This is a genomic window from Streptomyces sp. DSM 41931 (genome assembly GCF_050271085.1).
GTDB lineage: Bacteria > Actinomycetota > Actinomycetes > Streptomycetales > Streptomycetaceae > Streptomyces > Streptomyces albogriseolus.
In genome coordinates this window covers 4592800-4617948 of record NZ_CP189902.1, presented here as the reverse complement: position 1 = coordinate 4617948, position 25149 = coordinate 4592800, and the positions used below count along the sequence as shown (strand labels likewise).

28 protein-coding genes and 1 pseudogene are annotated in these 25149 nt (G+C 72.0%); 12 read left to right on the top strand and 17 right to left on the bottom strand.

The genetic code is table 11. The features are described from left to right. Positions 1-169: 169 nt before the first annotated feature. The 6 genes and pseudogenes from ACP7TJ_RS21555 to ACP7TJ_RS21530 form a co-directional block, all read right to left on the bottom strand. Positions 170-622 carry an ATP-binding protein gene (locus tag ACP7TJ_RS21555; RefSeq protein ID WP_266400467.1) on the bottom strand — a complete coding sequence of 151 codons (453 nt, stop codon included), beginning with the start codon at positions 620-622 and terminating at the stop codon, positions 170-172. A 135-nt stretch (positions 623-757) separates the two neighbouring features. Further along, positions 758-1171 carry a (deoxy)nucleoside triphosphate pyrophosphohydrolase gene (locus ACP7TJ_RS21550; protein ID WP_266400464.1) on the bottom strand — a complete coding sequence of 138 codons (414 nt, stop codon included), beginning with the start codon at positions 1169-1171 and terminating at the stop codon, positions 758-760. A 55-nt stretch (positions 1172-1226) separates the two neighbouring features. Further along, positions 1227-1415, bottom strand: coding sequence for an SPOR domain-containing protein (locus tag ACP7TJ_RS21545; protein ID WP_048455826.1), 189 nt, complete (start codon positions 1413-1415; stop codon positions 1227-1229). Positions 1416-1856: 441 nt separating this feature from the next. Then, positions 1857-2609 (bottom strand): GntR family transcriptional regulator, encoded by a 753-nt coding sequence (locus tag ACP7TJ_RS21540; protein WP_093766868.1) that lies wholly within the window; start codon positions 2607-2609, stop codon positions 1857-1859. Positions 2610-2756: 147 nt separating this feature from the next. After that, positions 2757-3929, bottom strand: a complete 1173-nt coding sequence (locus tag ACP7TJ_RS21535; protein WP_427764702.1) for a DUF4190 domain-containing protein — start codon at positions 3927-3929, stop codon at positions 2757-2759. A 101-nt stretch (positions 3930-4030) separates the two neighbouring features. Further along, positions 4031-5239: pseudogene (locus ACP7TJ_RS21530) on the bottom strand (S8 family peptidase); the annotation flags it as partial. A gap of 411 nt (positions 5240-5650) precedes the next feature. Between ACP7TJ_RS21530 and ACP7TJ_RS21525 the strand changes: the two are divergent. Then, positions 5651-7132, top strand: coding sequence for a phosphatase PAP2 family protein (locus ACP7TJ_RS21525; RefSeq protein ID WP_427764699.1), 1482 nt, complete (start codon positions 5651-5653; stop codon positions 7130-7132). 11 nt (positions 7133-7143) lie between these two features. Here ACP7TJ_RS21525 and ACP7TJ_RS21520 read toward each other — a convergent pair whose 3' ends face one another. Both ACP7TJ_RS21520 and ACP7TJ_RS21515 read right to left on the bottom strand, forming a co-directional pair. After that, a complete protein-coding gene (locus tag ACP7TJ_RS21520; protein WP_427764697.1) occupies positions 7144-8409 on the bottom strand; it encodes a hypothetical protein in 1266 nt (421 codons plus the stop codon). Continuing rightward, the gene (locus ACP7TJ_RS21515; RefSeq protein ID WP_427764694.1) at positions 8406-9602 is read right to left on the bottom strand and encodes a ThiF family adenylyltransferase; all 1197 of its coding nucleotides are present in this window, start codon (positions 9600-9602) and stop codon (positions 8406-8408) included. The genes ACP7TJ_RS21520 and ACP7TJ_RS21515 overlap by 4 nt, the downstream gene beginning before the upstream one ends. A gap of 258 nt (positions 9603-9860) precedes the next feature. On the opposite strand from ACP7TJ_RS21515, the gene ACP7TJ_RS21510 reads away from it, so the two are divergent. Continuing rightward, positions 9861-11156 carry a M14 family zinc carboxypeptidase gene (locus tag ACP7TJ_RS21510; RefSeq protein WP_427764692.1) on the top strand — a complete coding sequence of 432 codons (1296 nt, stop codon included), beginning with the start codon at positions 9861-9863 and terminating at the stop codon, positions 11154-11156. Between the two features lie 18 nt (positions 11157-11174). Here ACP7TJ_RS21510 and ACP7TJ_RS21505 read toward each other — a convergent pair whose 3' ends face one another. Next, positions 11175-11894: a hypothetical protein gene (locus tag ACP7TJ_RS21505; RefSeq protein ID WP_427764689.1), complete on the bottom strand. Its 720-nt coding sequence runs from the start codon at positions 11892-11894 to the stop codon at positions 11175-11177. A gap of 22 nt (positions 11895-11916) precedes the next feature. On the opposite strand from ACP7TJ_RS21505, the gene ACP7TJ_RS21500 reads away from it, so the two are divergent. Together ACP7TJ_RS21500 and ACP7TJ_RS21495 are read left to right on the top strand one after the other, a co-directional pair. Then, positions 11917-12141, top strand: coding sequence for a hypothetical protein (locus ACP7TJ_RS21500; RefSeq protein WP_189912558.1), 225 nt, complete (start codon positions 11917-11919; stop codon positions 12139-12141). Continuing rightward, positions 12138-12530, top strand: coding sequence for a type II toxin-antitoxin system VapC family toxin (locus tag ACP7TJ_RS21495; RefSeq protein WP_427764686.1), 393 nt, complete (start codon positions 12138-12140; stop codon positions 12528-12530). The genes ACP7TJ_RS21500 and ACP7TJ_RS21495 overlap by 4 nt, the downstream gene beginning before the upstream one ends. Before the next feature lie 103 nt (positions 12531-12633). Here ACP7TJ_RS21495 and ACP7TJ_RS21490 read toward each other — a convergent pair whose 3' ends face one another. Next, the gene (locus tag ACP7TJ_RS21490; protein ID WP_427764683.1) at positions 12634-12888 is read right to left on the bottom strand and encodes a Txe/YoeB family addiction module toxin; all 255 of its coding nucleotides are present in this window, start codon (positions 12886-12888) and stop codon (positions 12634-12636) included. After that, positions 12885-13169: a type II toxin-antitoxin system Phd/YefM family antitoxin gene (locus tag ACP7TJ_RS21485; RefSeq protein ID WP_189912556.1), complete on the bottom strand. Its 285-nt coding sequence runs from the start codon at positions 13167-13169 to the stop codon at positions 12885-12887. The genes ACP7TJ_RS21490 and ACP7TJ_RS21485 overlap by 4 nt, the downstream gene beginning before the upstream one ends. Positions 13170-13368: 199 nt before the next feature. On the opposite strand from ACP7TJ_RS21485, the gene ACP7TJ_RS21480 reads away from it, so the two are divergent. Together ACP7TJ_RS21480 and ACP7TJ_RS21475 are read left to right on the top strand one after the other, a co-directional pair. Beyond that, a complete protein-coding gene (locus tag ACP7TJ_RS21480; RefSeq protein ID WP_427764679.1) occupies positions 13369-13749 on the top strand; it encodes a CPCC family cysteine-rich protein in 381 nt (126 codons plus the stop codon). Continuing rightward, entirely contained in the window at positions 13746-14063 is a 318-nt protein-coding gene (locus tag ACP7TJ_RS21475; RefSeq protein ID WP_427764676.1) for a hypothetical protein, read from the top strand. The genes ACP7TJ_RS21480 and ACP7TJ_RS21475 overlap by 4 nt, the downstream gene beginning before the upstream one ends. Here the strand turns inward: ACP7TJ_RS21475 and ychF are convergent. Continuing rightward, on the bottom strand, positions 14060-15148 hold the full coding sequence (ychF, locus tag ACP7TJ_RS21470) for a redox-regulated ATPase YchF (RefSeq protein WP_167740917.1): 1089 nt from the start codon (positions 15146-15148) through the stop codon (positions 14060-14062). The two genes, ACP7TJ_RS21475 and ychF, sit on opposite strands and share 4 nt — an antisense overlap. A 181-nt stretch (positions 15149-15329) precedes the next feature. Here ychF and ACP7TJ_RS21465 point away from each other — a divergent pair, with 181 nt between their 5' ends. Further along, positions 15330-15962, top strand: coding sequence for a DUF6542 domain-containing protein (locus tag ACP7TJ_RS21465; protein WP_404714960.1), 633 nt, complete (start codon positions 15330-15332; stop codon positions 15960-15962). 49 nt (positions 15963-16011) lie between these two features. On the opposite strand, the gene ppgK is transcribed toward ACP7TJ_RS21465, so the two are convergent. Next, the gene (gene ppgK, locus ACP7TJ_RS21460; protein ID WP_189912446.1) at positions 16012-16758 is read right to left on the bottom strand and encodes a polyphosphate--glucose phosphotransferase; all 747 of its coding nucleotides are present in this window, start codon (positions 16756-16758) and stop codon (positions 16012-16014) included. A 77-nt stretch (positions 16759-16835) separates the two neighbouring features. Continuing rightward, positions 16836-17849: a 4-hydroxy-3-methylbut-2-enyl diphosphate reductase gene (locus ACP7TJ_RS21455; protein WP_189912445.1), complete on the bottom strand. Its 1014-nt coding sequence runs from the start codon at positions 17847-17849 to the stop codon at positions 16836-16838. Between the two features lie 87 nt (positions 17850-17936). On the opposite strand from ACP7TJ_RS21455, the gene xseA reads away from it, so the two are divergent. The 3 genes from xseA to ACP7TJ_RS21440 all read left to right on the top strand — a co-directional run bounded on the left by xseA (position 17937) and on the right by ACP7TJ_RS21440 (position 20101). Next, complete coding sequence (gene xseA / locus ACP7TJ_RS21450; protein ID WP_093766849.1) at positions 17937-19145, top strand: exodeoxyribonuclease VII large subunit; 1209 nt, start codon at positions 17937-17939, stop codon at positions 19143-19145. A 10-nt stretch (positions 19146-19155) separates the two neighbouring features. After that, positions 19156-19404 (top strand): exodeoxyribonuclease VII small subunit, encoded by a 249-nt coding sequence (locus ACP7TJ_RS21445; protein WP_367471026.1) that lies wholly within the window; start codon positions 19156-19158, stop codon positions 19402-19404. A 106-nt stretch (positions 19405-19510) separates the two neighbouring features. Beyond that, entirely contained in the window at positions 19511-20101 is a 591-nt protein-coding gene (locus tag ACP7TJ_RS21440) for a malonic semialdehyde reductase (protein ID WP_093766847.1), read from the top strand. A 79-nt stretch (positions 20102-20180) separates the two neighbouring features. On the opposite strand, the gene ACP7TJ_RS21435 is transcribed toward ACP7TJ_RS21440, so the two are convergent. Beyond that, positions 20181-20687: a DUF4245 domain-containing protein gene (locus ACP7TJ_RS21435; protein WP_093766846.1), complete on the bottom strand. Its 507-nt coding sequence runs from the start codon at positions 20685-20687 to the stop codon at positions 20181-20183. Positions 20688-20830: 143 nt separating this feature from the next. On the opposite strand from ACP7TJ_RS21435, the gene glpX reads away from it, so the two are divergent. After that, positions 20831-21865, top strand: a complete 1035-nt coding sequence (gene glpX / locus ACP7TJ_RS21430; RefSeq protein WP_427764668.1) for a class II fructose-bisphosphatase — start codon at positions 20831-20833, stop codon at positions 21863-21865. Between the two features lie 172 nt (positions 21866-22037). Here the strand turns inward: glpX and ACP7TJ_RS21425 are convergent, their stop codons facing one another. Beyond that, on the bottom strand, positions 22038-22409 hold the full coding sequence (locus tag ACP7TJ_RS21425; protein ID WP_031016944.1) for a WhiB family transcriptional regulator: 372 nt from the start codon (positions 22407-22409) through the stop codon (positions 22038-22040). A 166-nt stretch (positions 22410-22575) separates the two neighbouring features. Beyond that, positions 22576-23271: a DUF1707 SHOCT-like domain-containing protein gene (locus ACP7TJ_RS21420; RefSeq protein ID WP_093766845.1), complete on the bottom strand. Its 696-nt coding sequence runs from the start codon at positions 23269-23271 to the stop codon at positions 22576-22578. Between the two features lie 145 nt (positions 23272-23416). On the opposite strand from ACP7TJ_RS21420, the gene ACP7TJ_RS21415 reads away from it, so the two are divergent. Next, entirely contained in the window at positions 23417-25093 is a 1677-nt protein-coding gene (locus tag ACP7TJ_RS21415) for a fumarate hydratase (RefSeq protein ID WP_093766844.1), read from the top strand. Positions 25094-25149 lie beyond the last annotated feature (56 nt).

Genomic DNA, 25149 nt, shown 5'->3' with positions numbered 1-25149 from the left:
CGATCACAGCACGGTCCCGATGCTTTTCGGTCCACACCGTGAGAACACTTCCAGTCTTCTAACCAGCGGACACGCCATCGAATCCCCGGTTCGACAACCGTCATGAACGGTTACCGGTCAGGAGGTACGACGAGGGCCCGCGCAGACCTGCGAACGGCCGTGCGGGATCTCACCCGGGGACCGCGAGTTCGCACCACACCGTTTTCCCGTGCGGCCCCGACCGGTGCCCCCAGCGGCGGGAGGAGAGGGCCAGGAGCCGGAGCCCGCGCCCGCTCTCGTCGTCGAGCCGGGCGTCGCGTTCGTGCGGCGGTTCGGGGACCGGGTCCGACACCTCGACGAGCAGCACCCCGGTCCGTCCTGCGGGCCGGGTGAGGCAGACGCCGACGGGTCCGGTGGCGTGCCGCAGGGCGTTGGTGACGAGCTCGCTGACCAGCAGCTCCGCGAGATCCGCGACGCCGTCCAGCTCCCAGCGGGCGAGCTGTTCGCGCACGGCGCGACGGGCGGCCCGGACCGCGTTCGGGTCCGCGGCGAAGGTCCACGTGGCCCGGTCGCCGTCGGTGTCGGTCACGCGGATCACCTCCCCGCCGAGCGAGTCAGGCAGTCCGACCGTGTCCGGTTTCATGTGGTCAATAGCCACATACCCGATATCCCGGACGGAGTACCGCGCACAACGGCGTGAGGCGCGCACCCTGCACGCGGGCGCCTGCCCACGGCGCGCTCATGGGTCGTCATCTCACTGCGTTGCGCCGGGATCGCCTCACGCGCCGTCGTGTGATCCGAGGTGGATGAGTGTGTCGCGCACGGCAGGCACGTCGTGCGCGATCCAGTCGACGTCCCAGACGCGGTCGGGGGTGAGCCACCGCAGCTCGTCGTGGTCCTGGAGAGGGCGCGGGGCGGCGGACCCCGGTCGCAGGCGGGCGGTCCACACCTGCATGACGTACGGCGTCCGCAGCGGCCACTGGCCCGGGACGCGCTCCCCGGCCTCGGCGTCGACGCCGAGCTCCTCGCGCAACTCGCGCACGACGGCGGCGTCCGGAGCCTCACCCGGTTCGACCTTGCCGCCGGGGAGCTCCCAGAGCCCGGCCAGCTCGGCGGGCGCGCTCCTGCGGGCGGCGAGAAGCCGCCCCTCGTGCCACAGGGCGGCACCGACCACCACGATCCGCTCGCTCATGCGCCGGAGCCTACGGGAGACGGGCTGGTGCGCCGGGGCCGGATCCGCCGGCGGGTCAGCTGACGGTGGAGCCGTTCTGGCCGATGCGTTCGACCCAGTAGAGCTGCTTGTGTCCGCGGCCGTCGAGGCTGTCCGCGATCTTCTCGGCCTCGGCGCGTGTCGCGTAACGGCCCACCCGGTAGCGGTTGCCGTTGTCGTCCTGACGCACCACGAGCCAGGGAAGAGTCACCGTGCCGTCACTCATCGCTCCCCTCCACGTGCCTTCCGCGACCTGTGCCGCGCCCCGCCCGGTAAGGAAATGGCAGTCCGCATATGCCCGAGCCTACGCCTTACCTTCACTGAGCGAATACGCCTTTTCACGAACAGGCACGCAACCGGCCAGCACGGAGGGGGCGCACAGTGGCGGATGCGCCGTGCGCCGGGGGCGACATGTCCGGTCAGCGCCGTATGGCCGTCCTCGCCCTGCTCCTGTGGCGACCTGCGAGAACGGCCAAATCCCTTCGCCCGTCATCCCGGCGCGGGCCGAGCCCCACGCCGGAGCGGAGCCAGGACGCGGGGCGCGAAGGGGAGCGCGAGGGGGCGATGGGGTGGCTGGGGAGGCGCGGACGCCCTTGGCGGGCGACGAAGAGGGGCGACACGTCGGTGCGGGCCCCCGGGCAGGCGCACGGTGCGCCCGCAGCGCTTCCTACTTCACCGGCAGGTGGTACGCCGCCCGGTACCGGTCCGCCGGGATGACCACGTCCGCCGTCTCCACCGGGCGTCCCGACGCGAAGTACGTGCGCTGGATGACCAGGACGACGTGGCCGGGCACGCCGCCCAGCAGCACCAGCTCCTCCGCGAGGCCGGGCCTCGCGCCGACCTCCTCCGTGACGTTGTCCACGATGACGTCGATCGCGCGCATGCGCTCGACCACGCCCATGCCGCCCAGCGGGCCCTCCTCGGGCAGCATCACCGGCGTGCGCCCGGTGAGGGCGAGCGGCTCCCACGACGTGGAGAGCATCATCGGCTCGCCGGCCTCCCGGAAGAGGTACTTCGTGCGCATCACACGGTCCCCCGGATCGATGCCCAGCCGCTGGGCGATCGACGCGCTCGCGCCCGTCTGCTCGCTGCTGGACTCCCATGTGCCGCGCACGCCGACGTCGGCCTGCTCCTGCCGGAACGGCGTCGCCCCCCGCTCCGGGCGGAACCCGGACCGGGCGACCCGCCGCGGCACGGGCCGCTCCCGCACATACGTCCCCGACCCCGAGCGGCCCTCGACGAGCCCCTCGGCCATCAGCACCTTGCGCGCCTCCAGCGCGACCGTGTCCGAGACGCCGTACTCCTCGCGGATGCGGGCCTGGGAGGGAAGCCGGGTGTGGGGCGGCAGCTGACCGTCGACGATCTTCTTGCGGAGATCACCCGCGACGCGCAGGTACGCCGGCTGCTCACCGAATGTCACTGGCCGCTCCCATCAGGTTGTACAGACAGCAACAGAGTGGCAACCCTGGGTTGTCCGAAGCAAGCGCAGGCCAGAGAATCACTCGATGTGATGACTTCTGCCGTGGAGGGGCTTTACGCAGGCACTTTCTCCCCGCTATGGAGGCGCTCACACCTCCATCTCACCGGCTTCCGGCGCCCGCTCGACCTCCTCGTCGTAAGCGGGCGGTGAGGTCGCCAACCCCAAAGCTTCGCGCACGGTGATCGACAGGGAGGGGTCGGTCGCCTCCCAGGCCTCCTCCTCACGGATCCAGTAGGAGTCCGGGGAGGCGGTCCCCGCGGCCCGCCCCCAGGCGGCCCGCGCCTCGCCCAGGTCCGCGATCAGCTCGTCCACCGGCTCCCGCGCCTTCTCCGGCCACGTGTGTGCGCGCAGCAGCCGCACCTGCTCGGTGACGGCCTCCTCGACCTGCCCGGCCCACTCCCGGTCGTCGCTCACGTCGTCGTCCGGGTAGTCCGACGCGGGCACCTCGTCCAGCGCGGCGTTGAGCACCTCGGCCGCCTCCAGATAGGCGAGCTGATGGACGTCGAGGGTGGTCGCGTCCTTGCGCAGCGACCCGCTGAAGCGGGACCCGTCCTCGCGGCCGAGCACACAGGCGACGGAGCGGTCGCCCAGTCTCCAGCTCTGCTCGGACGGGGCGAAGTAGTAGACGCCGATCTCCTCCGGCAGGGACCAGCCGTCCATGACGTAGGCGCTCCGCCGCTCGTAGCAGCGGTCCTCGCTCAGCTCGACGAGGCTGTCGTCGCCGGGGAAGTCACTCCCGGGCACGGCGACGAGGGCGAAGACCTCGCCGTCGTGCTCGTCGGCGCAGTCCACCGTGAGGGCCTCGGTGGTCCAGCCCTCCAGTCCGCCGGGCGAGGTGAAGCAGTCGCCCGTGCGCAGGGACAGGACGCTGTCGGAGCGTGCCCCGTTCCTGAAACCCTCCCAGAACGCCGACGCGCCACCGGTGACGAGCGCCACCGTCCACAGCGCCAGCCCGAGCGACGAGAGCGTGACGCCCGCGACCGCCATCCCCTTCCCGCGCTCGCCCCGCCGTTTGATCTGCGACAGCGCGATCAGCCCCAGCACCAGTCCCACGGCGGGCAGGAAGCAGAGCACTCCGAAGACCAGGGCGGCGATGGCGACACCGTTGACGGCGGCGGGCGGCCGGGGCCCGTACGGCCCGTACAGGCCGTAGGGGAAGTACGGCGCGGGACCGGGCGCACCCTGGTGAGGGAAGTACGGCGGCTGGGCGCCGCCTTCGGACTGCGGCCCGGCGGGCGGAGGTATCGACACGAGGCGCATCGTAGGCGGACGATGACGGGCCCCGCCCCCGGGGATGCTCCCGGGAGCGGGGCGCCGGCCCGCCGGACCGGCCGGTGTCACCACCGCCGTGGATGCGCTCAGCCCACGTACAGCAGGCGGTTGGGCGAGCCGCTGCCCGGGCTGGTGACCACGCCGGTGGTGGCGGACGAGGTCAGCGCGGACGAGACCTGGGCGGGGGTGGCCGACGGGTTGCCGGCCAGGTACAGCGCGGCGGCGCCGGCGACGTGCGGGCTGGCCATCGAGGTGCCGGAGATGGTGTTGGTGGCCGTGTCGCTGGTGCGCCAGGCGGAGGTGATGGACGAACCGGGCGCGAACAGGTCCAGCACGGAACCGTAGTTGGAGTAGCTGGCGCGGGCGTCGGTGGACGTGGTGGCGCCGACCGTGATCGCCTCGGTCACCCGCGCCGGGGACTTGGTGGAGGCGTTGGTCGACTCGTTGCCGGCCGCGACGACGAACGTCACGCCGGAGGCGATGGCGTTGCGGACGGCCGCGTCGAGCGTGCTGTCCGCGCCGCCGCCGAGCGACATGTTGGCGACGGCCGGCTTGACCGCGTTGCGCGCCACCCAGTCGATGCCGGCGACGACCTGGGCGGTGGTGCCAGAGCCGGAGTTGTTGAGCACGCGGACGCCGACGATCCTCGCCTTCTTGGCGACGCCGTACGCGGTGCCCGCGACGGTGCCGGCGACGTGGGTGCCGTGGCCGTTGCCGTCCTGGGCGACGTTGTCGCCGTCGACCGCGTCGTAGCCGTTGGAGGCCCGGCCGCCGAAGTCGCTGTGGCTGATGCGGACACCGGTGTCGATGATGTACGCCGTCACGCCCTGCCCGGCCGAGTCCGGGTAGGTGTAGGCCCGGTTGACCGGGCGGTTGCGCTGGTCGATCCGGTCCAGGCCCCAGGAGGGCGGGTTGGACTGGGTCGCGCTGATGGTGAAGGTGCGGTTCTGCACCACCGAGGCGACGGCCGGGTCCGCGGCGAGGCGCTTGGCCTCGGCCTCGGAGGCCTCGATCTCGTAGCCGTTGAGCGCCTTGGAGTAGGTGCGCTCGACGGCGGCGCCGTACTTCTCGGCCAGGGCACGGCCCTTGGCGGTGGTCGAGCGGGCCGCGTCGGCCTTCAGGGTGACGATGTAGCTGCCGGCGACGGCGTTCGCGGCGCCCGCGTACTGGACACGGCCTTCGGGTGCGGCCGGGGCTGCCCCCGCGGGGAGTGCGGAGACCAGGCTCGCGACGAGCGCCGCGGAGGCGGCGGCGCCGAGGACGGCCAGTCTTCGCCGGGGGTGACGCATCACTGCCATGGAGGGTTCCTCCTCAATCGGTGGTGCGCGTTCATGTGGGGGGTGGTGCGGTGACGCACGGGCATGTGCAGCCCTGTATGTCGGGAGCATGACAAAGGGGCGTCAGGCCCGTGTGCGTCAGCCGAAAGATTGAGGGTTCCACAGGAATTGCACAAGGGTGCCTCGGCGACCTACGGACCTCGCCGCTCCGATTCGGACACCGGACGCCCCCGGTCCGGCCGCGTACGGCCGTCCCGGCACAGACACGGCACGGCCGACCCATGGACTCCCCGCCCACCCCCGTTAACATGTTCGAACTCACGACGGATGTCCTCATTCACCGGCTGTCCACCGAAAGCCCCTGTCCTCCCGCGCGATGCGCCACTTGCCCGCGAAGCCACCTGCCCGCAACCGAATCACCAGGCGAACCAGTTGATGACCGAACCCACTCGAATACCACCGCGGGACGACCGCGGGACGCAGCCCGCCCCGTGGCGCCGGCCCCGCGTGGTCCTGTGGACCGCGGCGGGCGTGGTGACCCTGGGCTTCCTCGTCGCCCTGGAGATCGTGGCGCGCGGCTACGGCTTCTCGGGGCCGATCACCGAACAGTCGCGGGAGGTGATCTTCGCCCCCGAGTCGGGTCCGCTGCTCTACGGCGGCCTGGCGCTGACGATGGTGGTGCTCACCTGGCGGCAGCGGCTGATCGCGCTGGGCGTCGCCGCGGGCGTGGACATCGTCTTCTTCCTGGTGCGGTGGGCGCTCGACGCCGACATGAACTTCGGCAACGGCGCGCTGTGGGTGGTCCTGGGCGTCGCGGTCCTCGGCCTCACGCGCCGCACCGGCCACGAACGGACACTGCTGCTCAAGGGCACCGGCCTGGGCCTGCTGCTGGTGGCCGGCCACAAGACCGGCGACACCTGGCTGCTCATCACCTCGAAGACCCGCGCGACCGTCCTCGACGCGTACGTGGCCGCCGCGGACCACGCCCTGGCCGACCCGTCGTGGCTGGTGGGCCGTTTCCTGGACGCGACCGCGCCGGTCAGCACGGGCATCCTGCACGTCGTCTACGGCCAGCTCCCGCTCGCCGCCGCCCTCGTCGGCCTCTACCAGCTGCGCCGGGTGGCGGTGGAGCGCCGCTTCCCCGCCCACCACCTGGTGCGCACGTTCCTGATGATCGGTCTGCTCGGCCCCGCCATCTACATGATCTTCCCGGTGGTCGGCCCCGTCTTTGCGTACGGCACGGACGGCGGCGCCTGGGCGACGGCCAACCTCTGGCCGGACACCCTGCCGCCCGTCACCGACCCGCGGCCAATCCCGTTCGACGGCATCACCCCGCGCAACTGCATGCCCAGCCTGCACACCGCGTGGGCCGTCACCCTCTTCGTCCACTCCCGCGACGGCTCCCGGGCGATGCGCTGGGCGGGCACCTTCTGGCTGGTCGGCACCCTCACGGCGACCCTGGGCTTCGGCTACCACTACGGCGCCGACCTGCTCGCCGGTGTGGTCTTCGCCCTGACCATCGAGACGGCGATGCGCTGCTCCGCCCACGGCTGGGACCGCGCGGGCGTCCGCCTGGTAGCCCTGGGCACGACGGTCTTCGCCGCCCTGCTGGCCTCGTACCGCTGGCTCCCCACGGAGATGGCCGCCCGCCCCTGGCTGTTCGGCCCGCTCCTGCTGCTGGTGACGGGCGCGGTGATCTACGCGTACGTGCGGACGGCGCGGGCGGCGCGTGAGCGCGTGCGCGAGCCGAAGCCGGAGGTGCCGGGGCAGCGGCCGGCACCGGAGGCGGAGGAGTCGGCGGAACCGGCGGACCCCACGGATGCGGCTGGGGCGGCCGAGGCTGCGACGACCGGGACCGGGACCGGGACGACCGGGGAGTCCGGCGCGACGGACGCGAAGCCGGAGCTGGTCTGAGCGACGGCGCGTCACGTCCCGTGGCGCGCCACCGCTTCGGCGCGCCGGCGGGAGCGGTGGTCGCGCCACTTGGTGACCACCCAGAGGACGTTGACACCGCCGAGGGTGACCAGCACCGCCGCCGAGTCGGCGTACCCGGCGGGCGTGTTGCCGGGCGCCAGCCCCCGTACGGCGCGGGCCAGCAGGGCGATGTCGAGGGGCAGGGTCACGGCGGCCATGAACGCGAGACACGCGGCCGTGCCCACGACGAGGACGACGCTGTACACGCGGACCGCCCGGCGCTCGTGCCGGGGCAGCCGGGCGCTCGGGTCGTCCTCCCCCGCCGCCGTACGGGCGCCGGGACGCAGCGCGCGCAGCGCCCGGCGGTACCGGTACCGGGCGTAGGCGAGCCCGTCGCCGTACAGGTCCCGGCAGCCGGTGAGGTCCTGCACCACGAAGTACACGTCCGTCCGCGTGAACACCATGAACTGGAACGGCAGCGGCATCAGCGCGAGCAGCAGGGCGGCCGCCGACAGCCGGTGGGCCGTGGAGGCGGGGTCGGTCGCGGCGAGGACCGGCACGAGCGCGGAGGCGACGGACAGGTTGAGCGCGATGCCGGCCAGGTAGGCCGTCAGCCGGTGGCGGCGCGGGGCGAGTTCGATGCCGCTGATGTCGGTCTGCATGACGAGGAACTGCAGACGCGTGCCGAGCCGCATCCGGCCCGGCACCTCGGCGGCGCGTGCGGTCACCAGATGGGCCAGTTCGTGGGCGAGCAGCAGCGTCCATCCGGCCGCCGCCCCGCTCAGCAGGACCACACTGCCGTGCGGGCTCCACAGCAGGGCGCGGTAGCCCGGCAGCAGGCCGGGGCGGAGCAGCAGGGTGACGACGGCCGCCGCCGTCAGCACGGCGACGGCGACGGGAAGCGCCGGGTGCAGGGCGAACCGGACCTGACGGGGGCGCAGCCACGGCAGCGAGGCGCGCGGCGGCGCCGGGTCGGGCAGCGGACGGTCGTCGATCCGCGCGACGAACCCGAGGGCAGCCAGGTCCGCGACGAAGTCCGCGATGTCGAACTCCTCTCCCGTGTCCGCGCGCAGCCGCTCCTGCGTCCGGGCCACGCTCAGCCCCTCGCCCAGCAGGCGCACGGCCCGCGCCCCGGCGGACGGCAGGGCGACGAAGGTGCGGGTCGCCATGCGTCCGACGATCCACTCGTCGCGGTCGCGCCGCATGGAGAGCTCGTGCAGCACGACGCGGGCGTCCGGCCCGACGCGGGGCGGCGTCCCGGCGGCGGTGTCCGTCACCGGGTCTCCCCGTCCGGCGCGGTCACCGCCGGCACCGTGCCGCAGGCGGGGCAGTCGTCGCGCCGCTCGGAGCGCTGCAGGACCGGGTCGCCCGGCAGCATGAGGTTGAGGCCGAAGCGGCAGCCGGGCGCGACGGGCGGTATGCCGCACAGCAGGGTGAGCGCGGCATGGGCGAGCAGGCTGCCGGACAGGCCCGCGGTCACGGCGTTGACCGGGTTCCACGGCATGCGCGGCGACGCCACGTCCTCGTCCTGGCCGGGCGCGAGGCGCAGGTCGCGCCGCTCGGCCTCGGCGTCGCGCAGACACTGCCAGCAGGGGCCGCGGCCGGGGGCGAACATGCCGACGCTGACCAGCGGCCCGCGGTAGCCCGCCTCGGCCCACGGGGTGCCGGTGGCCAGGCACACCCGGTTCGCCCATCCGCGGATCTCCGGGGGGCGGTCGGCGGCGAGGAGCAGCAGGTCGTACGGGGCGGACGCGGGCGCGCCGTCCGGGCGGTGAGGGTCCCGTGCGGGGTCGGGCGCCTGGGTCAGCAGGTCCTCCAGGTCGTCCGGGCCGCGCACCTCGCGGCGCTCCCCCGTGAGCGTGGTGTCCGTGTTCAGGGCGCGCAGCGCGGCCAGCGCCGCGTCGAGCTTGGGCCGGCCCAGGTCGTCCTCACGGAAGAGGGTCTGCCGGTTGAGGTTGGACAGTTCGACGACGTCCGGTTCGACGCAGTGCAGGTGTCCCACGCCGGACGCGACGAGGTCGCGGGCGGCTGCCCCGCCGGTGCCGCCGACGCCGACGAGCAGCACGCGGGCGCGGCGCAGCAGCGTCTGCGGCTCCCAGGAGCTGGTGCGGGGCCGCAGGTCCATCCAGCGCATCAGGGTCATCCCCCTGCCGTAGCGCTCGCGTTCCCGCGCGGTCAGCTCCGCGGGCGGCGGGGCGCCGGCGTCCTCGACGTAACCGGCCTCGGTCAGGTCGTCCATGGCCCCGGTGACGTCCTCGTCGTCCAGGGCGAGCCGGGGGTGGCGCCGGGTGACCTCGGCGACGACGTCGTCCGGTCCGCGCGTGCCGTCCATGGTCTCGACCAGGGTCCACACCCAGCCGTCGGGGTCGAGGATCTCGGCGCCGATGCCGTGGACGACGCTGCCGATCCGCACGTTGCCGTCGGCCGTCCGGTAGGCCCGGTGCTCGGGCTTGATCCGGGGTCGCCGCATCGTCCGGACCGTGGCCCGGTCCGTGGTCCGCACCGTCATCTTCGCGCCAATCTCGCCGGTCTCAACTACCGCTCCTTCAACGCACATTGACAACGATTGCCCGGTCGGCGAACGCTGGCAAGGTCACATCTGGTCCTTCGCACGGCAACGGACAACGGGAGGAACGGCATGGCGAACAAGATCGAGATCCGTCCGCTGGACAAGAAGGAGACCACCGGCGACAGCGGTGGCAACGGCGGCAGCTGACGGCTGGTCAGGATGAACCGCTACCTCACGGTCGCGGAGGTCTCGGCAGCGGCGCGACGGCTGGTCTCCCGGTACCCGGGGGCCGGCCGTCTGCGCCGTGTCGGCACCTCCCGCGCGGGGCGTCCGCTGGAGATGCTGTCCGTCGGGCACGGGCCCGCGCACGTCCTGGTGGTCGCCCGGCCGCATCCCGACGAGCCGGTCGGCGCCGTCACCGCGCTCGCGCTGGCCGAGCGGGTGGCACGCGGCGACGGCCGCTCCCCTGCGACCGACCCGGCGCGCGTCACCTGGGACGTCGTGCTGTGCCTCGACCCGGACGGGGCGGCGCTGAGCGAGGGCATCGAGGAGGCGACGGCCGGTCCCGCGCCCGCCCTGGAGCGCTACTTCCGCGCCGCGTTCCGCCCGGTCGCGGCGGAGCAGCCCGAGTGGGCGCCGATCGAGTCGTCCCGGCTCCCGGAGAGCCAGGCCCTGTTCGACCTGATCGACGAGCGGCGCCCGGTCCTCCAGTGCTCCCTGCACGGCATCGAGGCCGGCGGCACGTTCGCCCAGCTGACGAGCGGCCTGCCGGGTTTCGCCGAGGGCTTCCACACGGCCGCCGCCGACCTCTCCGTCCCGGTCCAGCACGGCACCTTCGACGCCCTGTACTGGGAGAACCCCGCCCCCGGCGTCCATGTCCTGCCCCCGCCGGAGAACGCCGGGCGGCTGGCGGCCGGTTCCGAGAACATCGGCCGGTCCACATGGTGCGCGCCCCAGCGGTACGGCGGTGTCACCGCGATCGTCGAGGTGCCCATGTGGGCGAGCGCCCTGGCCGACGCCCCGTCCCCGCACCCCGACGCCGTACGCACCCTGCGCGGGCTGTCCCGGCTGGTGCGGGACGGGGGCGAGCAGGTGACCGCGGTCCTCGACAAGGCGCGCGGCTTCCTGCCGCCGCCCGAGGAGAGCGCGCCCCGGCGCGTGCTGGAGTGGATGGCGGACGGCCTGTACGACCTGGTCGCCGACTCCTGGCAGCCGCTGGCCCGGCAGGCCGCCGAGAGTGGGGAGCGCGTCACCACGGCCCAGGTCTGCGCCCTGGACGTGGTCGCCCGCCGCCAGCCGCTCCGCGCGGCCGGCCTCCTGCTGCGCCTGCTGTCGGCCACGGACGACCCCGCCGCACCCGCGCTCCACGACGAGCTGCACGCACTGTTCACGGCCTGGTGCGAGGACTTCACCCACGCCCTGGGCCTGCGCTGGGTCCCGGTGCGCGACCAGGTGGACCTCCAGTCCCGTACGGCCCTGGCGGCGGCGGAGTGCGCGCTGCGCTCCGCGCGCTGAGCGGGACCGGCGCACCCCTCACATGGCCGGGCGGTTGGCGGACGTGTACTCCTCGGCGACGTTGAACACGCTGGCGCAGCGGGGGCATTCCGCGCGGCCGAAGAGGTGGGCGATGCCGTCGGCGAGGGGGCCCTGGCCGTCGCGGACGGCCGTCGCGTGCATCCGTCGCCCGACGCCGGAGAGGGCCGCGGGATCCGCGGGCCTCAGGTCGCGTCGGTCCACGTCTCCGAGGTGCCAGTCCCGGATCGCCGAGTAGCGCCCGTACGCGCCGATGGCGATCGTCACGTCGACGGTGCAGTGCGGGCAGGCGACCCGGTAGAAGTCGTCCGAGAAGTCCCCCAGGACCGCGCTCCAGTGGTACTGCTGCTCGGTCGCCAGCAGAAAGCGGAAGCTCGCCAGGTAGTCGTCCGGCCGCGACCGCAGGTGCCGGTCGAGGATCTCGCGGAACGTCCTGATCGCGTGGGCGCAGCTCGGCAGCAGGTCGTCACAGCCGTGAGGGGACGGGACGCACATCACGATCAGCCCGGCGAGCGAGCGTGCCCGCGCACTGTGTGACGCGAGACGCACCAGCCGCGGCAGTGCGGCGAAGCTGGCGGGGAACACCGTCTCGCACTCGAGCACCAGCCGGTGCCCCAGCTCCTCCCACGCCTCGGCGTCGTCCCCCCGCTCGACCCGCCCCAGCAACTCGGGAACACGATCGACATCCCCGAGACAGTCGTACATCGCCGCCCGATTCACGGACCGAGTATGACCTGCGGCCGTGTCGCTGCACGAGGGCACCATCGCCGCCCTGAAGCAGCGCACCGGGCGGCGCGGGATGTCGGCCTTCGTCGAGGCCCTCATCCAGCGCGAGCTGGAGCGGGAACGGCTTCGCGAACTGGTCGCCGCGGCGGAGGCCGAGCACGGTCCGGTCGATCAACAGGCGGTCGACGCCAAGCGGGCGATCCTGCGCGGTAACGCGCCGAGCGCTACGGACGCCGCGTGAGCGGCACCCTCGTCCTGGACTGCGAGGGGCTGTCCAAGCTCGTACGGCGCGACCCGGAACTGACCGAATGGCTCAGGGCAGCCGACGCCGAGGACATTCGGGTGGTGACCAGTTCGGTGACCTTGGTCGAGGCCAGAGACCCAAGAATCCACCAGGCGCAGTACGACTACGCCGTATCCCGCGTCAACGTCGTCCCGCCCGACGAGGCGGTCGCCCGGCAGGCGAGCAAACTGCTCGCCACCGCGGGCCTGCACGGCCACAAGTACGCCCTGGACGCGATCGTCGCCGCGACGGCTCTCGCCTCACCCAGGCCCACCACCGTGCTGACCTCCGATCCCGAGGACCTGCGGATGCTGTGCAGCAGAGAGATCACCGCGGTCAAGGTCTGAGACGCCACCGGACAGGGGAACAGGCCTGCACCGCATCGGTCCCAGGTGGTGAGCCTTGCCCTGATCGGGGGCAGCATCCCAGAAAGCCTCACCGCCTGAGCGATCAGTAGCGGTAACGAGCCGCGAGGACGGCGATCTCCTTGTCCGTCACCAGGTAGACGAGGCGGTGCTCATCGTCGATCCGTCGCGACCACGCCCAGGGCAAGTGGTACTTCAGCGGCTCAGGCTTACCGATACCGGTGAAGGGGTCCCGCCTGACGTCCTCGATGAGCTTGTTGATGCGGGCAAGCACCTTGCGGTCGTTCTTGAGCCAGGACGTGTAGTCCTCCCAGCCCTGATCCTCGAAGACGAGCCTCACGCAGCACCCTCACGCGCCGCATCCGGCGAGTCGGGGTCGATCAGCTCCCGCTCGGACACGTTCATGTTGGCCAGGGCGTTCTCATACGCCTTGAGCAGTCGGCGAGCATTCGCCGGAGAGCGCAGGAGGTACGAGCCTTCCCGCAGCGCTGCGTAATCATCGGCCGAGACGAGCACGGCATTGCCGTGCTTGGAGACGATCTCGATGGCCTCGTGGTTGTCGTTGACCTTCTTGATCAGCGGAAAGAGAGCCTTGCGGGCTTCGCTCGCAGTTATGGACATGACCTGACCCTTTCCGGCAGTGGTACCGAATAACGTACCACTTCCATCACTCATGGGCAGAGCAGATGCGGACGGTTGGCACGCGTTGGCTCCCGACGGCCGTTTACGGGTGTCCTGCGGACTGAGGGCGGACTGGGCGGGGATCCCGAGGCAGAGACATACATGGCACACGGGTGGGACCTGCAACGAGACTGCGCAGGTGAGCGACTCCTGCCCCTGCCCGTGCTGCGGGCACCGCGTGCTGAGCGCGATGCCCGGCTCGTACGAGATCTGCCCCGTCTGCTTCTGGGAGGACGACGGGGTCCAGTTCCGCTGGCCCACCATGAGCGGAGGCGCGAACAAGGTCTCCCTGATCGCGGCCCAGCGGAACTACCAGGACTTCGGCGCCTGCGACGAACACGGTCGGCGGTACGTCCGCCCGCCTGCCGAGGACGAGCCGCTCGACCCCGCCTGGCGCCCCATCGACCTGACACGCGACTCCTTCGAGGACTGGGCGGCCGAGGACCGCGCCCCATGGCCCGACGACCACTCGGTGCTCTGCTGGTGGCTGCCCACCTTCTGGTGGCGGGACCACCCATGACCACCCACATCGAGAGACTCATCCAGCAGCTCGACGACTCGACAGGCCCGTCGTACGACGCCCGCGCAGAACTGATCTACATCGGCTCCGACGCCATCCCCTCCATCATCGACGGGCTGCCCTCCCTCGACCGCTTCGGCCGGCTGACCGCCATCGAGGTCTTCGAGGAGGTGGGCGATCCCCGTTGCGGTCGCGTACGGACATCTGTGCTCAGCTGCATGATCCCCGTGCTGGGGCGGGCAGCCGGCCAACACCGCAATGGCCGCCCGACCCGCTCCACCGCAGGTCGGACGGCCTTTCGCCGGACGTCTTAGACGTTGAACCTGAACTCCACCACGTCCCCGTCCTGCATGACGTAGTCCTTGCCCTCCATGCGGGCCTTGCCCTTCGCGCGGGCCTCGGCGACCGAGCCGGTTTCGACCAGGTCGGCGAAGGAGATGACCTCCGCCTTGATGAAGCCCTTCTGGAAGTCGGTGTGGATGACACCGGCGGCCTCGGGGGCGGTGGCGCCCTTCTTGATGGTCCAGGCGCGGGACTCCTTGGGGCCGGCCGTCAGGTAGGTCTGCAGGCCGAGGGTGCGGAAGCCGACGTGCGCGAGGGTGGCGAGGCCGGGCTCCTCCTGGCCGACGGACTGGAGCAGCTCCAGCGCCTCGTCCTCGTCCAGCTCGGCGAGGTCCGCCTCCAGCTTGGCGTTGAGGAAGATCGCCTCGGCGGGGGCGACCAGCGCGCGCTGCTCGTTCTTGAAGTCCTCGTCGGTCAGCTCGTCCTCGTCGACGTTGAAGACGTAGAGGAAGGGCTTGGTGGTGAGCAGGTGCAGGTCGTGGAGGAGCTCCGCGCGCTCGGTGCCCTGGACGACGCCCTGCGAGAACAGCGTGTCGCCCTTCTCCAGGATCTCCTTGGCCTCCTCGACGGCCTTGACCTTGGGCGCGACGTCCTTCTTGATCCGCGACTCCTTCTGCAGGCGCGGGAGGACCTTCTCGATGGTCTGGAGGTCGGCGAGGATCAGCTCGGTGTTGATCGTCTCGATGTCGTCCTTCGGCGAGACCTTGCCGTCGACGTGCACGACGTTCTCGTCCTTGAAGGCGCGGATGACCTGGCAGATCGCGTCGGACTCGCGGATGTTCGCGAGGAACTTGTTGCCCAGGCCCTCGCCCTCGGACGCGCCGCGCACGATGCCGGCGATGTCGACGAAGTCGACCGTGGCCGGGAGGATCCGCTGCGAGCCGAAGATCTCCGCCAGCTTGGTCAGCCGGGGGTCGGGGACGCCGACGACGCCCACGTTCGGCTCGATCGTGGCGAACGGGTAGTTGGCCGCCAGCACGTCGTTCTTGGTCAGGGCGTTGAACAGGGTCGACTTGCCGACATTCGGCAGACCGACGATTCCGATCGTGAGCGACACGTTGCGACTTCCCGTACGTGAGGAGGGGGGCGAGGGCCGGCCGAGCGGCCGGCGTGGACCGATCCACCAGTCTACGGCGTGCCCACGGCCGGCCGGCCGCTGTGTCGAACGCCTGGCCGACGTCCGGATCCCGGCGTGTCTGACGGGCTGCCGAACACATAAAACGACCTAAGTTGGTCCAGTGGAGCAACACAGGACGCGACCCGCCCAGCACGGACCGCGACGCGAGCCGGTGCCTGGCCCGTCGGCGACCCCCCGTACGTCACGGCCGCACGGCCCGCCGCTGCCCCCGCAGGCGGGGCGGGCGGCGGGCGGCGGGGTCGCCCGGTCCCCGCGCGCCCAGCGGCCCCAGCGGCCGCCCGGACGCCGGCCCGCTCCCCCGCCCCCCGCGCGGCGCATTCGAGGGCCCCGGCTCACCGGGCTGGGCGGCGGACTGTTCTGCGGGGGCGTGATGCTGGTGCTCGGGCTGCTCACGGAGGCGTTGTTCGGCGCCTCGCTCACCGTCTACGGGGTGCTGTTCCTGCCGGTGTGCGTGCTCACCGCGCTGTGGGTGCGCGAGGGGGACCTGCTCATCGCGCCCGTCGTGGTGCCGATCGCCTTCGCGGTGGGGCTGGCGCCGGTGGCCGACGAGGGCGACGGGAGCGCGCCGGACCGGCTGATGGGCATGGTGACCGGCCTCGCCACCCAGGCGGGCTGGCTCTACGGCGGGACCCTGCTCGCGGGTGTGCTGGTGCTCGTCCGCCGGGTGCGGCGGGTCCGGACCGCCAACCGGCGGCTCGCCCGCAACCGGGGGGCGGGCAGGGCCGCGGTCTGACGATGACGGGGCCCCCGGCAGCGCGCCCCGGGGGCTGCTCGGTATCCGCCTACACCCCCGTGGCCGCCCGCATCGCCGCCCCCACGATGCCCGCGTTGTTCTGCAGGTGGGCCGGGACGATCTCCGCCCTGATGCCGTCGATCTTCGGCAGGAACTTGTGCGCCTTGCGGCTGACGCCGCCGCCGATGACGAACAGTTCGGGCGAGAACAGCATCTCCACGTGGGCGAGGTACTTCTGCACCCGGCGCGCCCACTCGTCCCACGTCAGGTCGTGGTCCTCCTTGGCCTTGCTGGACGCCCGCTTCTCCGCGTCGTGGCCCTTCAGCTCCAGGTGGCCCAGCTCGGTGTTGGGGACGAGGACGCCGTCCACGAACAACGCGCTGCCGATGCCCGTGCCGAAGGTCAGCACGATCACCGTGCCCTTGCGGTGCCGTCCGGCGCCGAAGTGCATCTCGGCGACGCCGGCCGCGTCCGCGTCGTTGACCACCGTCACCGGCAGGCCGCCCAGGCGGTCGCCGAGCAGCACGCGCGCGTCGGTGTCGATCCAGCCCTTGTCGACGTTGGCCGCCGTGCGGATCGTGGCGCCGTCGGTGACGACGCCGGGGAAGGTGACGCCGACCGGGCCGGTCCAGCCGAAGTGGTCGACGACCTGCTTCACCCCGTCGGCCACCGCGTCCGGCGTGGCCGGGTGCGGGGTGAGGACCTTGCAGCGCTCCTGCGCCAGGTCCCCCTTGTCGAGGTCGACCGGGGCGCCCTTGATCCCGGATCCGCCGATGTCCACGCCGAAGATCTCCATGGCACCACGTTACGACGACCGGGGGAAGGCCACCGGTCGTCGTCGGAGCAACTGCCCGCAGGGGGGCGGCCGGAGTGCTACGCCTCGCTGCCCGCGCCGCCCCGCCCGGCCGCCAGCGCGGCGGCCTCCTCGCGCAGGTCGCGGCGGAGCTCCTTCGGCAGGGAGAAGGTGATGGACTCCTCGGCCGCCTTGACGATCTCCACGTCCTCGAAGCCGCGCTGCGACAGCCACTCCAGGACCTGCTCGACCAGCACCTCCGGCACCGAGGCGCCCGAGGTGACGCCGACCGTGGTGACGCCCTCCAGCCAGGCCTCGTCGATCTCGTCGGCGAAGTCCACCAGGTGGGCGTCACGGGCGCCCGCCAGCTTGGCGACCTCGACGAGCCGCTTGGAGTTGGAGGAGTTGCGGGAGCCGACGACGATCACCAGGTCGGACTCGGCGCCCATCTGCTTCACCGCGAGCTGGCGGTTCTGCGTGGCGTAGCAGATGTCGTCGCTGGGCGGCGAGATCAGCTGGGGGAACTTCTCCTTGAGGGCGTCGACGGTCTCCATGGTCTCGTCGACGCTGAGCGTGGTCTGGGAGAGCCAGACGACCTTGGACGGGTCGCGGACCTCGACCTTCTCCACGTCGCCGGGGCCGTCGACGAGCTGGATGTGGTCGGGGGCCTCGCCGGAGGTGCCGATGACCTCCTCGTGGCCCTCGTGCCCGATCAGGAGGATGTCGTAGTCCTCCTTGGCGAAGCGGACCGCTTCCTTGTGGACCTTGGTGACCAGCGGGCAGGTGGCGTCGATGGTGGCGAGCCGGCCGCGCTCGGCCTCCTCGTGGACGACGGGGGCGACGCCGTGCGCGGAGAACATCACGATGTTGCCCGGGGGCACCTCCTCCGTCCGCTCGACGAAGATCGCGCCCTTCTTCTCCAGGGTCTGCACGACGTACTTGTTGTGCACGATCTCGTGCCGGACGTAGACGGGAGCCCCGTACTGCTCCAGGGCCTTCTCGACAGCGATCACGGCGCGGTCCACCCCCGCGCAGTAGCCCCGGGGGGCGGCGAGCAGGACACGGCGGCCAGTCGAAGCGGTCATGCGTCCCATCGTACGGGCCGTGCCCGCGGGGTCCGGGCACGGTGCGCCGTCGGTGGCGGCGCACCGGTGTCGGCGGGGCGCACTACGCTCGCGGGCATGGCTGTGAACACGTCCGCGGAAGCCCCCCTGCCGGTGGGAGAGGTGTCGCGGCTCATCGGCGGGTGGATCGACCGGCTCGGCGCGGTGTGGGTGGAGGGACAGATCACCCAGCTGTCGCGGCGCCCGGGCGCGGGCGTGGTGTTCCTGACGCTGCGCGACCCGTCGTACGACATCTCGGTGGGGGTGACCTGCTACCGGCAGGTGTTCGACGCCGTCGCGGACGTGGTGAGCGAGGGCGCGCGGGTGGTCGTCCACTGCAAGCCGGAGTGGTACGCGCCCCGCGGGCAGCTGTCGCTGCGGGCCGCGGAGATCCGCCCGGTGGGGGTCGGGGAGCTGCTGGCGCGGCTGGAGCAGCTGAAGAAGTCGCTGGCGCGGGAGGGGCTGTTCGCGCCGGAGCGGAAGAAGCCGCTGCCGTTCCTGCCGCAGCTGATCGGGCTGGTGTGCGGGCGCGCGTCGGCGGCCGAGCGGGACGTGCTGGAGAACGCGCGGCACCGCTGGCCGGCGGTCCGCTTCGAGGTGCGGAACGTGGCGGTGCAGGGGGTGCACGCGGTGCCGCAGGTGGTCCAGGCCGTGAAGGAGCTGGACGCGCTCGAGGACGTGGACGTGATCGTCGTCGCGCGGGGCGGGGGCAGCGTGGAGGACCTGCTGCCGTTCTCCGACGAGCAGCTCGTGCGGGCGGTGGCCGCCTGCCGTACGCCGGTCGTGTCGGCGATCGGGCACGAGCCGGACAGTCCGCTGCTGGACCTGGTCGCCGATCTGCGGGCCTCCACGCCGACCGACGCCGCCAAGAAGGTGGTGCCGGACGTGGGCGAGGAGTACGAGCGGGTGCGGATGCTGCGGGACCGCGCGCGCCGCTGTGTGGGCGCCCTGCTGGAGCGGGAGGAGCGCGGGCTGGCGCACGCGCTGGCGCGGCCGTCGATACAGGACCCGCACCGGATGATCGACGCGCGCGCCGAGGAGGTCTCGATGCTGCTGGACCGGGGGCGGCGGGCGCTGCGCCACCAGCTGGACCGGGCCGACTCCGAGCTGACGCACACGCACGCGCGCGTGGTGGCCCTCTCCCCCGCCGCCACGCTGAAGCGCGGGTACGCGGTGCTGCAGCGGGAGGACGGGCACGCGGTGCGCGCGCCCGGTGAGGTGGAGGCGGGCGAGGTGCTCCGGGCGCGGGTGTCCGCGGGCGAGTTCACGGTACGGGTCGATGCATAGGGTGGACGGAATGACCGGCAAGACGGAGCAGACGGCGGCGGCCGAGGCGCTCGGCTACGAGCAGGCGCGGGACGAGCTGATCGAGGTCGTGCGCCGCCTGGAGGCGGGCGGCACGACGCTGGAGGAGTCGCTCGCGCTCTGGGAGCGGGGCGAGGAGCTGGCCAAGGTGTGCCGGCGCTGGCTCGACGGGGCGCGGGCCCGGCTGGACGCGGCGCTCGCGGAGGAGGAGCAGGAGGGGGCCGGGAACGACGAGAACTAGAGTCAGTTGAATGTTGAACTTCATAGCGGTACGCTCGGCGCGGTAAACCGGACCGCGGTCCGATAGTGCCCTACGGGCCGCCGTAACCCCCCTATGAGGTTCACGCATGTCTCTCGTTCTCGACTCCGCCGCGCAGGACCTGCTGTTCCGCGAGGCGCGCACCGCCAACACCTTCACCGACGAGCCGGTGACCGACGAGCAGGTGCGGGCCGTCTACGACCTGATCAAGTACGGCCCCACGTCCATGAACCAGTCGCCGCTGCGCGTCACGCTGGTCCGCTCCCCCGAGGCGCGGGAGCGTCTGGTCCGGCACATGGCCGAGGGCAACCGGTCCAAGACGGCCGCCGCGCCGCTCGTCGCGATCCTGTCCGCGGACAACGAGTTCCACGAGGAGCTGCCGCAGCTCTTCCCGCACTTCCCGCAGGCCAAGGACGCCGTCTTCGGCGAGCGCCCGGTCCGGGAGTCCGCCGCCGCGCTGAACGCCGCCCTCCAGGCCGCGTACTTCATCATCGGCGTACGCGCCGCCGGCCTGGCCGCCGGCCCGATGACCGGCTGCGACATGGAGGGCCTGCGCAAGGAGTTCCTGGACGACGACCACACCCCGCTGATGGTCGTGAACATCGGCCGTCCCGGCCCCGACGCCTGGTTCCCGCGCAGCCCGCGCCTGGAGTACGAGCAGGTCGTCACCACCGTCTGAGCCGCGCACGGGACGACGACGAGGGGCGGGGCCCCGGATCGGTGATCCGGGGCCCCGCCCCTGTGCGCGTGCGCGCCGGTCACTCCGTGCGGAGCGCCTCCGCCAGCTTGGTCATCTCCGCGAAGGACGCCGTGCCGGTCACCACGGTCGTCGAGCCCGGGGTGTTCTCCAGCACCAGGGCGTCGTACCGGTCGCCGTCGTAGCGGGTCCAGGTCCTGCCGTCGATCCGCTGCGTGGCGCCGGTCTCCTCCGCGCGCTGCGTCTTGTCCTCGATGAACGCCTTCCGCTTGCCCGCCGACTGCTCGACCGCCGCGTACTCGCCCTCGGGGGTGCGGAAACCCAGGTGCCAGGCCTCGTCCTCGGCGCCGCGGTAGCGCACGGAGGTGGGCTTCCAGGTCTCGGGCAGCCCCTCGGGCGCGGCCACGGGGTAGGAGGCGGCACGGCGGGCGGTCAGCAGGTCGACGCGGTAGTCGACGCGCTTGACCTCTGGCTCACCGTCCGTGTGCGGGATGAACAGCCACACCACTCCCGCCGCGAGCACGATGAGGGCCAGGGAGAGAACCATGTCCCTGGCGGTCTTCTGCATGCTGTTCGTTCCTGCCACGCCCCCTATCGTCGCAGGTGCCCGGGGCGCTCATCCGTGGGGTCCCCTGCTCATTCTGTCTGCCTGACGCTAGAGTCATGGCCATACCCTCATCCGGCCGTCGTCGTACAGAAAGGTGCGCACCGATGACCGAACACCACCACCTGCCGTCCGAGCTCGATGTCCCCTCCGAGGCCCCCGACCGCAACCTCGCCCTGGAACTCGTACGGGTCACCGAGGCGGCCGCGATGGCCGCGGGCCGCTGGGTAGGGCGCGGCGACAAGAACGGCGCCGACGGTGCCGCGGTGCGCGCCATGCGCACCCTGGTCTCCACCGTCTCGATGAACGGCGTCGTCGTCATCGGCGAGGGCGAGAAGGACGAGGCCCCGATGCTCTTCAACGGGGAGCACGTCGGCGACGGCACCGGCCCCGAGTGCGACATCGCGGTCGACCCGATCGACGGCACCACGCTCACCGCCAAGGGCATGACCAACGCCATCGCGGTACTGGCGGCGGCCGAGCGCGGCTCGATGTTCGACCCGTCGGCCGTGTTCTACATGGACAAGCTGGTCACCGGCCCGGAGGCGGCCGACTTCGTCGACATCAACGCCCCGGTGAGCGTGAACATCCGCCGGGTCGCCAAGGCGAAGCGGGTCACCCCCGAGGACGTCACCGTGGTGATCCTGGACCGGCCGCGGCACGAGGGCATCATCAAGGAGATCCGGGAGACCGGGGCGCGCATCAAGCTGATCTCCGACGGCGACGTGGCCGGCTCCATCCTGGCGCTGCGCGAGGGCACCGGCATCGACCTGCTGCTGGGCATCGGCGGCACCCCCGAGGGCATCATCTCGGCCTGCGCGGTGAAGTGCCTGGGCGGCACCATCCAGGGCAAGCTGTGGCCGAAGGACGACGAGGAGCGGCAGCGGGCCATAGACGCCGGGCACGACCTGGACCGGGTGCTGACCACCGAGGACCTGGTCACCGGGGACAACGTGTTCTTCGTGGCGACGGGCATCACCGACGGCGAGCTGCTGCGGGGTGTGCGGTACCGCTCGGAGACGGCGACGACCGACTCGATCGTGATGCGGTCGAAGTCGGGGACGGTGCGGCGGATCGACTCCGAGCACCGGCTGAGCAAGCTGCGGGCCTACAGCGCGATCGACTTCGACCGCGCCAAGTAGGAGGGGCGCGATTCGGCGCGGGTGCCTGCGGCTCGCGGGCGGGTGCGGGTGCGTGGGGGTTGATCGCGCAGTTCCCCGCGCCCCTGGGGGAGTCGTGCCGCCCCGCGCCGGGAAGAGGCCGACGCCGAAAGGGGCGCCCCCTGTGCGGAGGGGGTGCCCTTTTGGTTGGCGGTCAGCCCGCCGCGGCTATGCGGTTCTGCCGGGCCTTCTTCAGCTCCATCTCGCGGCGCCTGCGGCGGGCCAGGACGACACGGCGCTCCGCCGCGGTCAGGCCGCCCCAGACGCCGTAGGGCTCGGGCTGGAGCAGGGCGTGCTCGCGGCACTCCACCATGACCGGACAGCGGGCGCAGACCCGCTTGGCCGCCTCCTCGCGGGACAGCCGCGCGGCGGTCGGTTCCTTCGAGGGCGCGAAGAAGAGGCCCGCCTCGTCGCGCCGGCACACCGCCTCGGTGTGCCAGGGGGCGTCCTGGTCCCTGTCCCGCGCTGCCACTCGCTGGGCCGGAACGGCGGCTACCTGCAGGGACGAATGCGGCGGTTGCAGCACGGTCTACTCCTGACGACGGCTTCGCGAGCTGGCGAGTGCCGTGGATGCACGTGGGTCGGCCCGGCGTGAATCCCTGGCGCCCTCCAAGGAGACGATGCGTCAAGGCTTACCCGATGTGCGCGCGCCTATGCACAGAGTCCCCAACGGGCCTCGGCCCACGCCGTGTTCAGTGCCCCAGGTGCTTGCGCATGCTGCGGTCCACCGTGCGCTGCACACGGTCGAGGATGTCCTTCACGAGCTTGCCGCGCATCGGCCGGGCCTCGACGCTGCCCAGGACCGCCCACCCGTCGACGTAGATCACCGGGGCGTTGTCGTCGGGCGAGTCCTGCGGGTCCACCTCGAAGGCGCCGAGCACGCCGCCGCCGGTGCCGCGCAGCGACACGTTCTCCGGGACGCGGATCTCGACGCTGCCGAAGACGGAGAACGCCTTGATCATCACCTGCTGGTGGTCGAACAGCGCCTCGCTGAGGTCTATCTCCACACTGCCGAAGACCGCGTACGCGTGGATGCGGCGGCCGGTGCGCCAGCGGCCCTTGCGGGCGGCGGCGCTGAACACCGCGACCACGGTGTCGTCGGGGTCGACCGGGAAGACGCCCGTGGCGGGGCGGACGGGCGCGGAGAAGGGGGCCGCGCGCCGCTGGTGGGCGGCGGGCAGGTCCTGGATGAACCTTTCCAGCTCGCCCAGCGTCTTGGCGGTCAGCACGCCCTCGACGCGCTCGGCGTGCTCGTCGGCGGTCAGCCGGCCCTCGGCGTGCGCCTCGTGCAGGAGGTCGACGATGCGGTCCCGGTCGGCGTCTGAGGCGCGCAGCTCGGTGCTCCGCGGCGTCGTGTCCGGCTGCTGGGGGTGCTTCTGAAGGTCCACGGCAGCAGCGTACCCAAACGCGATAGATCGCGACTACCCCACGGCGCGGACAACTGAGGACAACCTCACAGGATCGGCGTCCGCGGCAGGTCCTAGGCTGGGAAGGCCCGCCGACGGAGGCGGGCGGTCTTCCGTCGAGTGAGGAATGGGCGAGATGCCTGAGTTCGAGTACGCCGATCTGCTCCCCATGGGAGAGGACACCACCCCCTACCGGCTGGTGACCTCCGAAGGTGTGTCCACCTTCGAGGCCGACGGCCGGACGTTCCTCAAGGTCGAGCCGGAGGCGCTGCGCAAGCTCGCCGAGGAGGCCATCCGCGACATCCAGCACTACCTGCGCCCCGCGCACCTCGCCCAGCTGCGCCGCATCATCGACGACCCCGAGGCGTCGGGCAACGACAAGTTCGTCGCGCTGGACCTGCTGAAGAACGCGAACATCGCGGCGGCGGGCGTGCTGCCCATGTGCCAGGACACCGGCACGGCGATCGTCATGGGCAAGCGCGGGCAGAACGTGCTGACCGAGGGCCGCGACGAGGAGGCCCTGTCCCGGGGCATCTACGACGCGTACCAGAAGCTCAACCTGCGCTACTCGCAGATGGCTCCGCTCACCATGTGGGAGGAGAAGAACACCGGCTCCAACCTCCCCGCGCAGATCGAGCTGTACGCGACGGACGGCGACGCCTACAAGTTCCTCTTCATGGCCAAGGGCGGCGGCTCCGCCAACAAGTCCTTCCTCTACCAGGAGACCAAGGCCGTCCTGAACGAGGCCTCCATGATGAAGTTCCTGGAGGAGAAGATCCGCTCGCTCGGCACGGCCGCCTGCCCGCCGTACCACCTGGCGATCGTCGTCGGCGGCACCTCCGCCGAGTACGCGCTGAAGACCGCGAAGTACGCCTCCGCGCACTACCTGGACGAGATCCCCGCCGAGGGCTCCCCGCTCGGGCACGGCTTCCGCGACAAGGAGCTCGAGGAGAAGGTCTTCGAGCTGACCCAGAAGATCGGCATCGGCGCGCAGTTCGGCGGCAAGTACTTCTGCCACGACGTGCGCGTGGTCCGGCTCCCGCGGCACGGCGCGTCGTGCCCCGTCGCCATCGCGGTGTCCTGCTCCGCCGACCGCCAGGCCGTCGCGAAGATCACCGCCGAGGGCGTCTTCCTGGAGCAGCTGGAGACGGACCCGGCGCGCTTCCTGCCGGAGACCACGGACGAGCAGCTCGACGAGTCCGGCGACGTCGTGAGGATCGACCTCAACCAGCCGATGAAGGCGATCCTCGCCGAGCTGTCCAAGTACCCGGTGAAGACCCGGCTCTCGCTGTCCGGCCCGCTGGTCGTGGCGCGCGACATCGCGCACGCCAAGATCAAGGAGCGGCTGGACGCGGGCGAGGAGATGCCGCAGTACCTCAAGGACCACCCGGTGTACTACGCCGGCCCCGCGAAGACGCCCGAGGGCTACGCGTCCGGCTCCTTCGGGCCCACCACCGCCGGGCGGATGGACTCCTACGTGGAGCAGTTCCAGGCGGCCGGCGGCTCGCTGGTGATGCTCGCGAAGGGCAACCGCAGCAAGCAGGTCACCGACGCGTGCGCCGCGCACGGCGGCTTCTACCTGGGCTCCATCGGCGGTCCCGCGGCGCGGCTCGCGCAGGACTGCATCAAGAAGGTGGAGGTCGTCGAGTACGAGGAGCTGGGGATGGAGGCGGTCTGGAAGATCGAGGTCGAGGACTTCCCCGCGTTCATCGTCGTCGACGACAAGGGGAACGACTTCTTCCAGGACCCGGCGCCCCAGCCGACGTTCACCTCGATTCCGGTGCGGGGGCCCGGACTCGCCTGACCGGGGTCCGGGGCGGAGCCCTGTGTCCGCATAGCGGAATCTCTGTGCTGCTTTCG

Bases quoted from the DNA above. Each gene is read 5' to 3' on its own strand.
- xseA (WP_093766849.1), top strand. From the start codon at position 17,937: ATGGCTGTGAACACGTCCGCGGAAGCCCCCCTGCCGGTGGGAGAGGTG.
- glpX (WP_427764668.1), top strand. From the start codon at position 20,831: ATGACCGAACACCACCACCTGCCGTCCGAGCTCGATGTCCCCTCCGAG.
- ACP7TJ_RS21445 (WP_367471026.1), top strand. From the start codon at position 19,156: ATGACCGGCAAGACGGAGCAGACGGCGGCGGCCGAGGCGCTCGGCTAC.
- ACP7TJ_RS21510 (WP_427764692.1), top strand. From the start codon at position 9,861: ATGAACCGCTACCTCACGGTCGCGGAGGTCTCGGCAGCGGCGCGACGG.
- ppgK (WP_189912446.1), bottom strand. From the start codon at position 16,758: ATGGAGATCTTCGGCGTGGACATCGGCGGATCCGGGATCAAGGGCGCC.
- ACP7TJ_RS21545 (WP_048455826.1), bottom strand. From the start codon at position 1,415: ATGAGTGACGGCACGGTGACTCTTCCCTGGCTCGTGGTGCGTCAGGAC.
- ACP7TJ_RS21555 (WP_266400467.1), bottom strand. From the start codon at position 622: ATGAAACCGGACACGGTCGGACTGCCTGACTCGCTCGGCGGGGAGGTG.
- ACP7TJ_RS21435 (WP_093766846.1), bottom strand. From the start codon at position 20,687: ATGCAGAAGACCGCCAGGGACATGGTTCTCTCCCTGGCCCTCATCGTG.
- ACP7TJ_RS21550 (WP_266400464.1), bottom strand. From the start codon at position 1,171: ATGAGCGAGCGGATCGTGGTGGTCGGTGCCGCCCTGTGGCACGAGGGG.
- ACP7TJ_RS21535 (WP_427764702.1), bottom strand. From the start codon at position 3,929: ATGCGCCTCGTGTCGATACCTCCGCCCGCCGGGCCGCAGTCCGAAGGC.
- ACP7TJ_RS21440 (WP_093766847.1), top strand. From the start codon at position 19,511: ATGTCTCTCGTTCTCGACTCCGCCGCGCAGGACCTGCTGTTCCGCGAG.
- ACP7TJ_RS21515 (WP_427764694.1), bottom strand. From the start codon at position 9,602: ATGCGGCGACCCCGGATCAAGCCCGAGCACCGGGCCTACCGGACGGCC.
- ACP7TJ_RS21475 (WP_427764676.1), top strand. From the start codon at position 13,746: ATGACCACCCACATCGAGAGACTCATCCAGCAGCTCGACGACTCGACA.
- ACP7TJ_RS21485 (WP_189912556.1), bottom strand. From the start codon at position 13,169: ATGTCCATAACTGCGAGCGAAGCCCGCAAGGCTCTCTTTCCGCTGATC.
- ACP7TJ_RS21455 (WP_189912445.1), bottom strand. From the start codon at position 17,849: ATGGGACGCATGACCGCTTCGACTGGCCGCCGTGTCCTGCTCGCCGCC.
- ACP7TJ_RS21415 (WP_093766844.1), top strand. From the start codon at position 23,417: ATGGGCGAGATGCCTGAGTTCGAGTACGCCGATCTGCTCCCCATGGGA.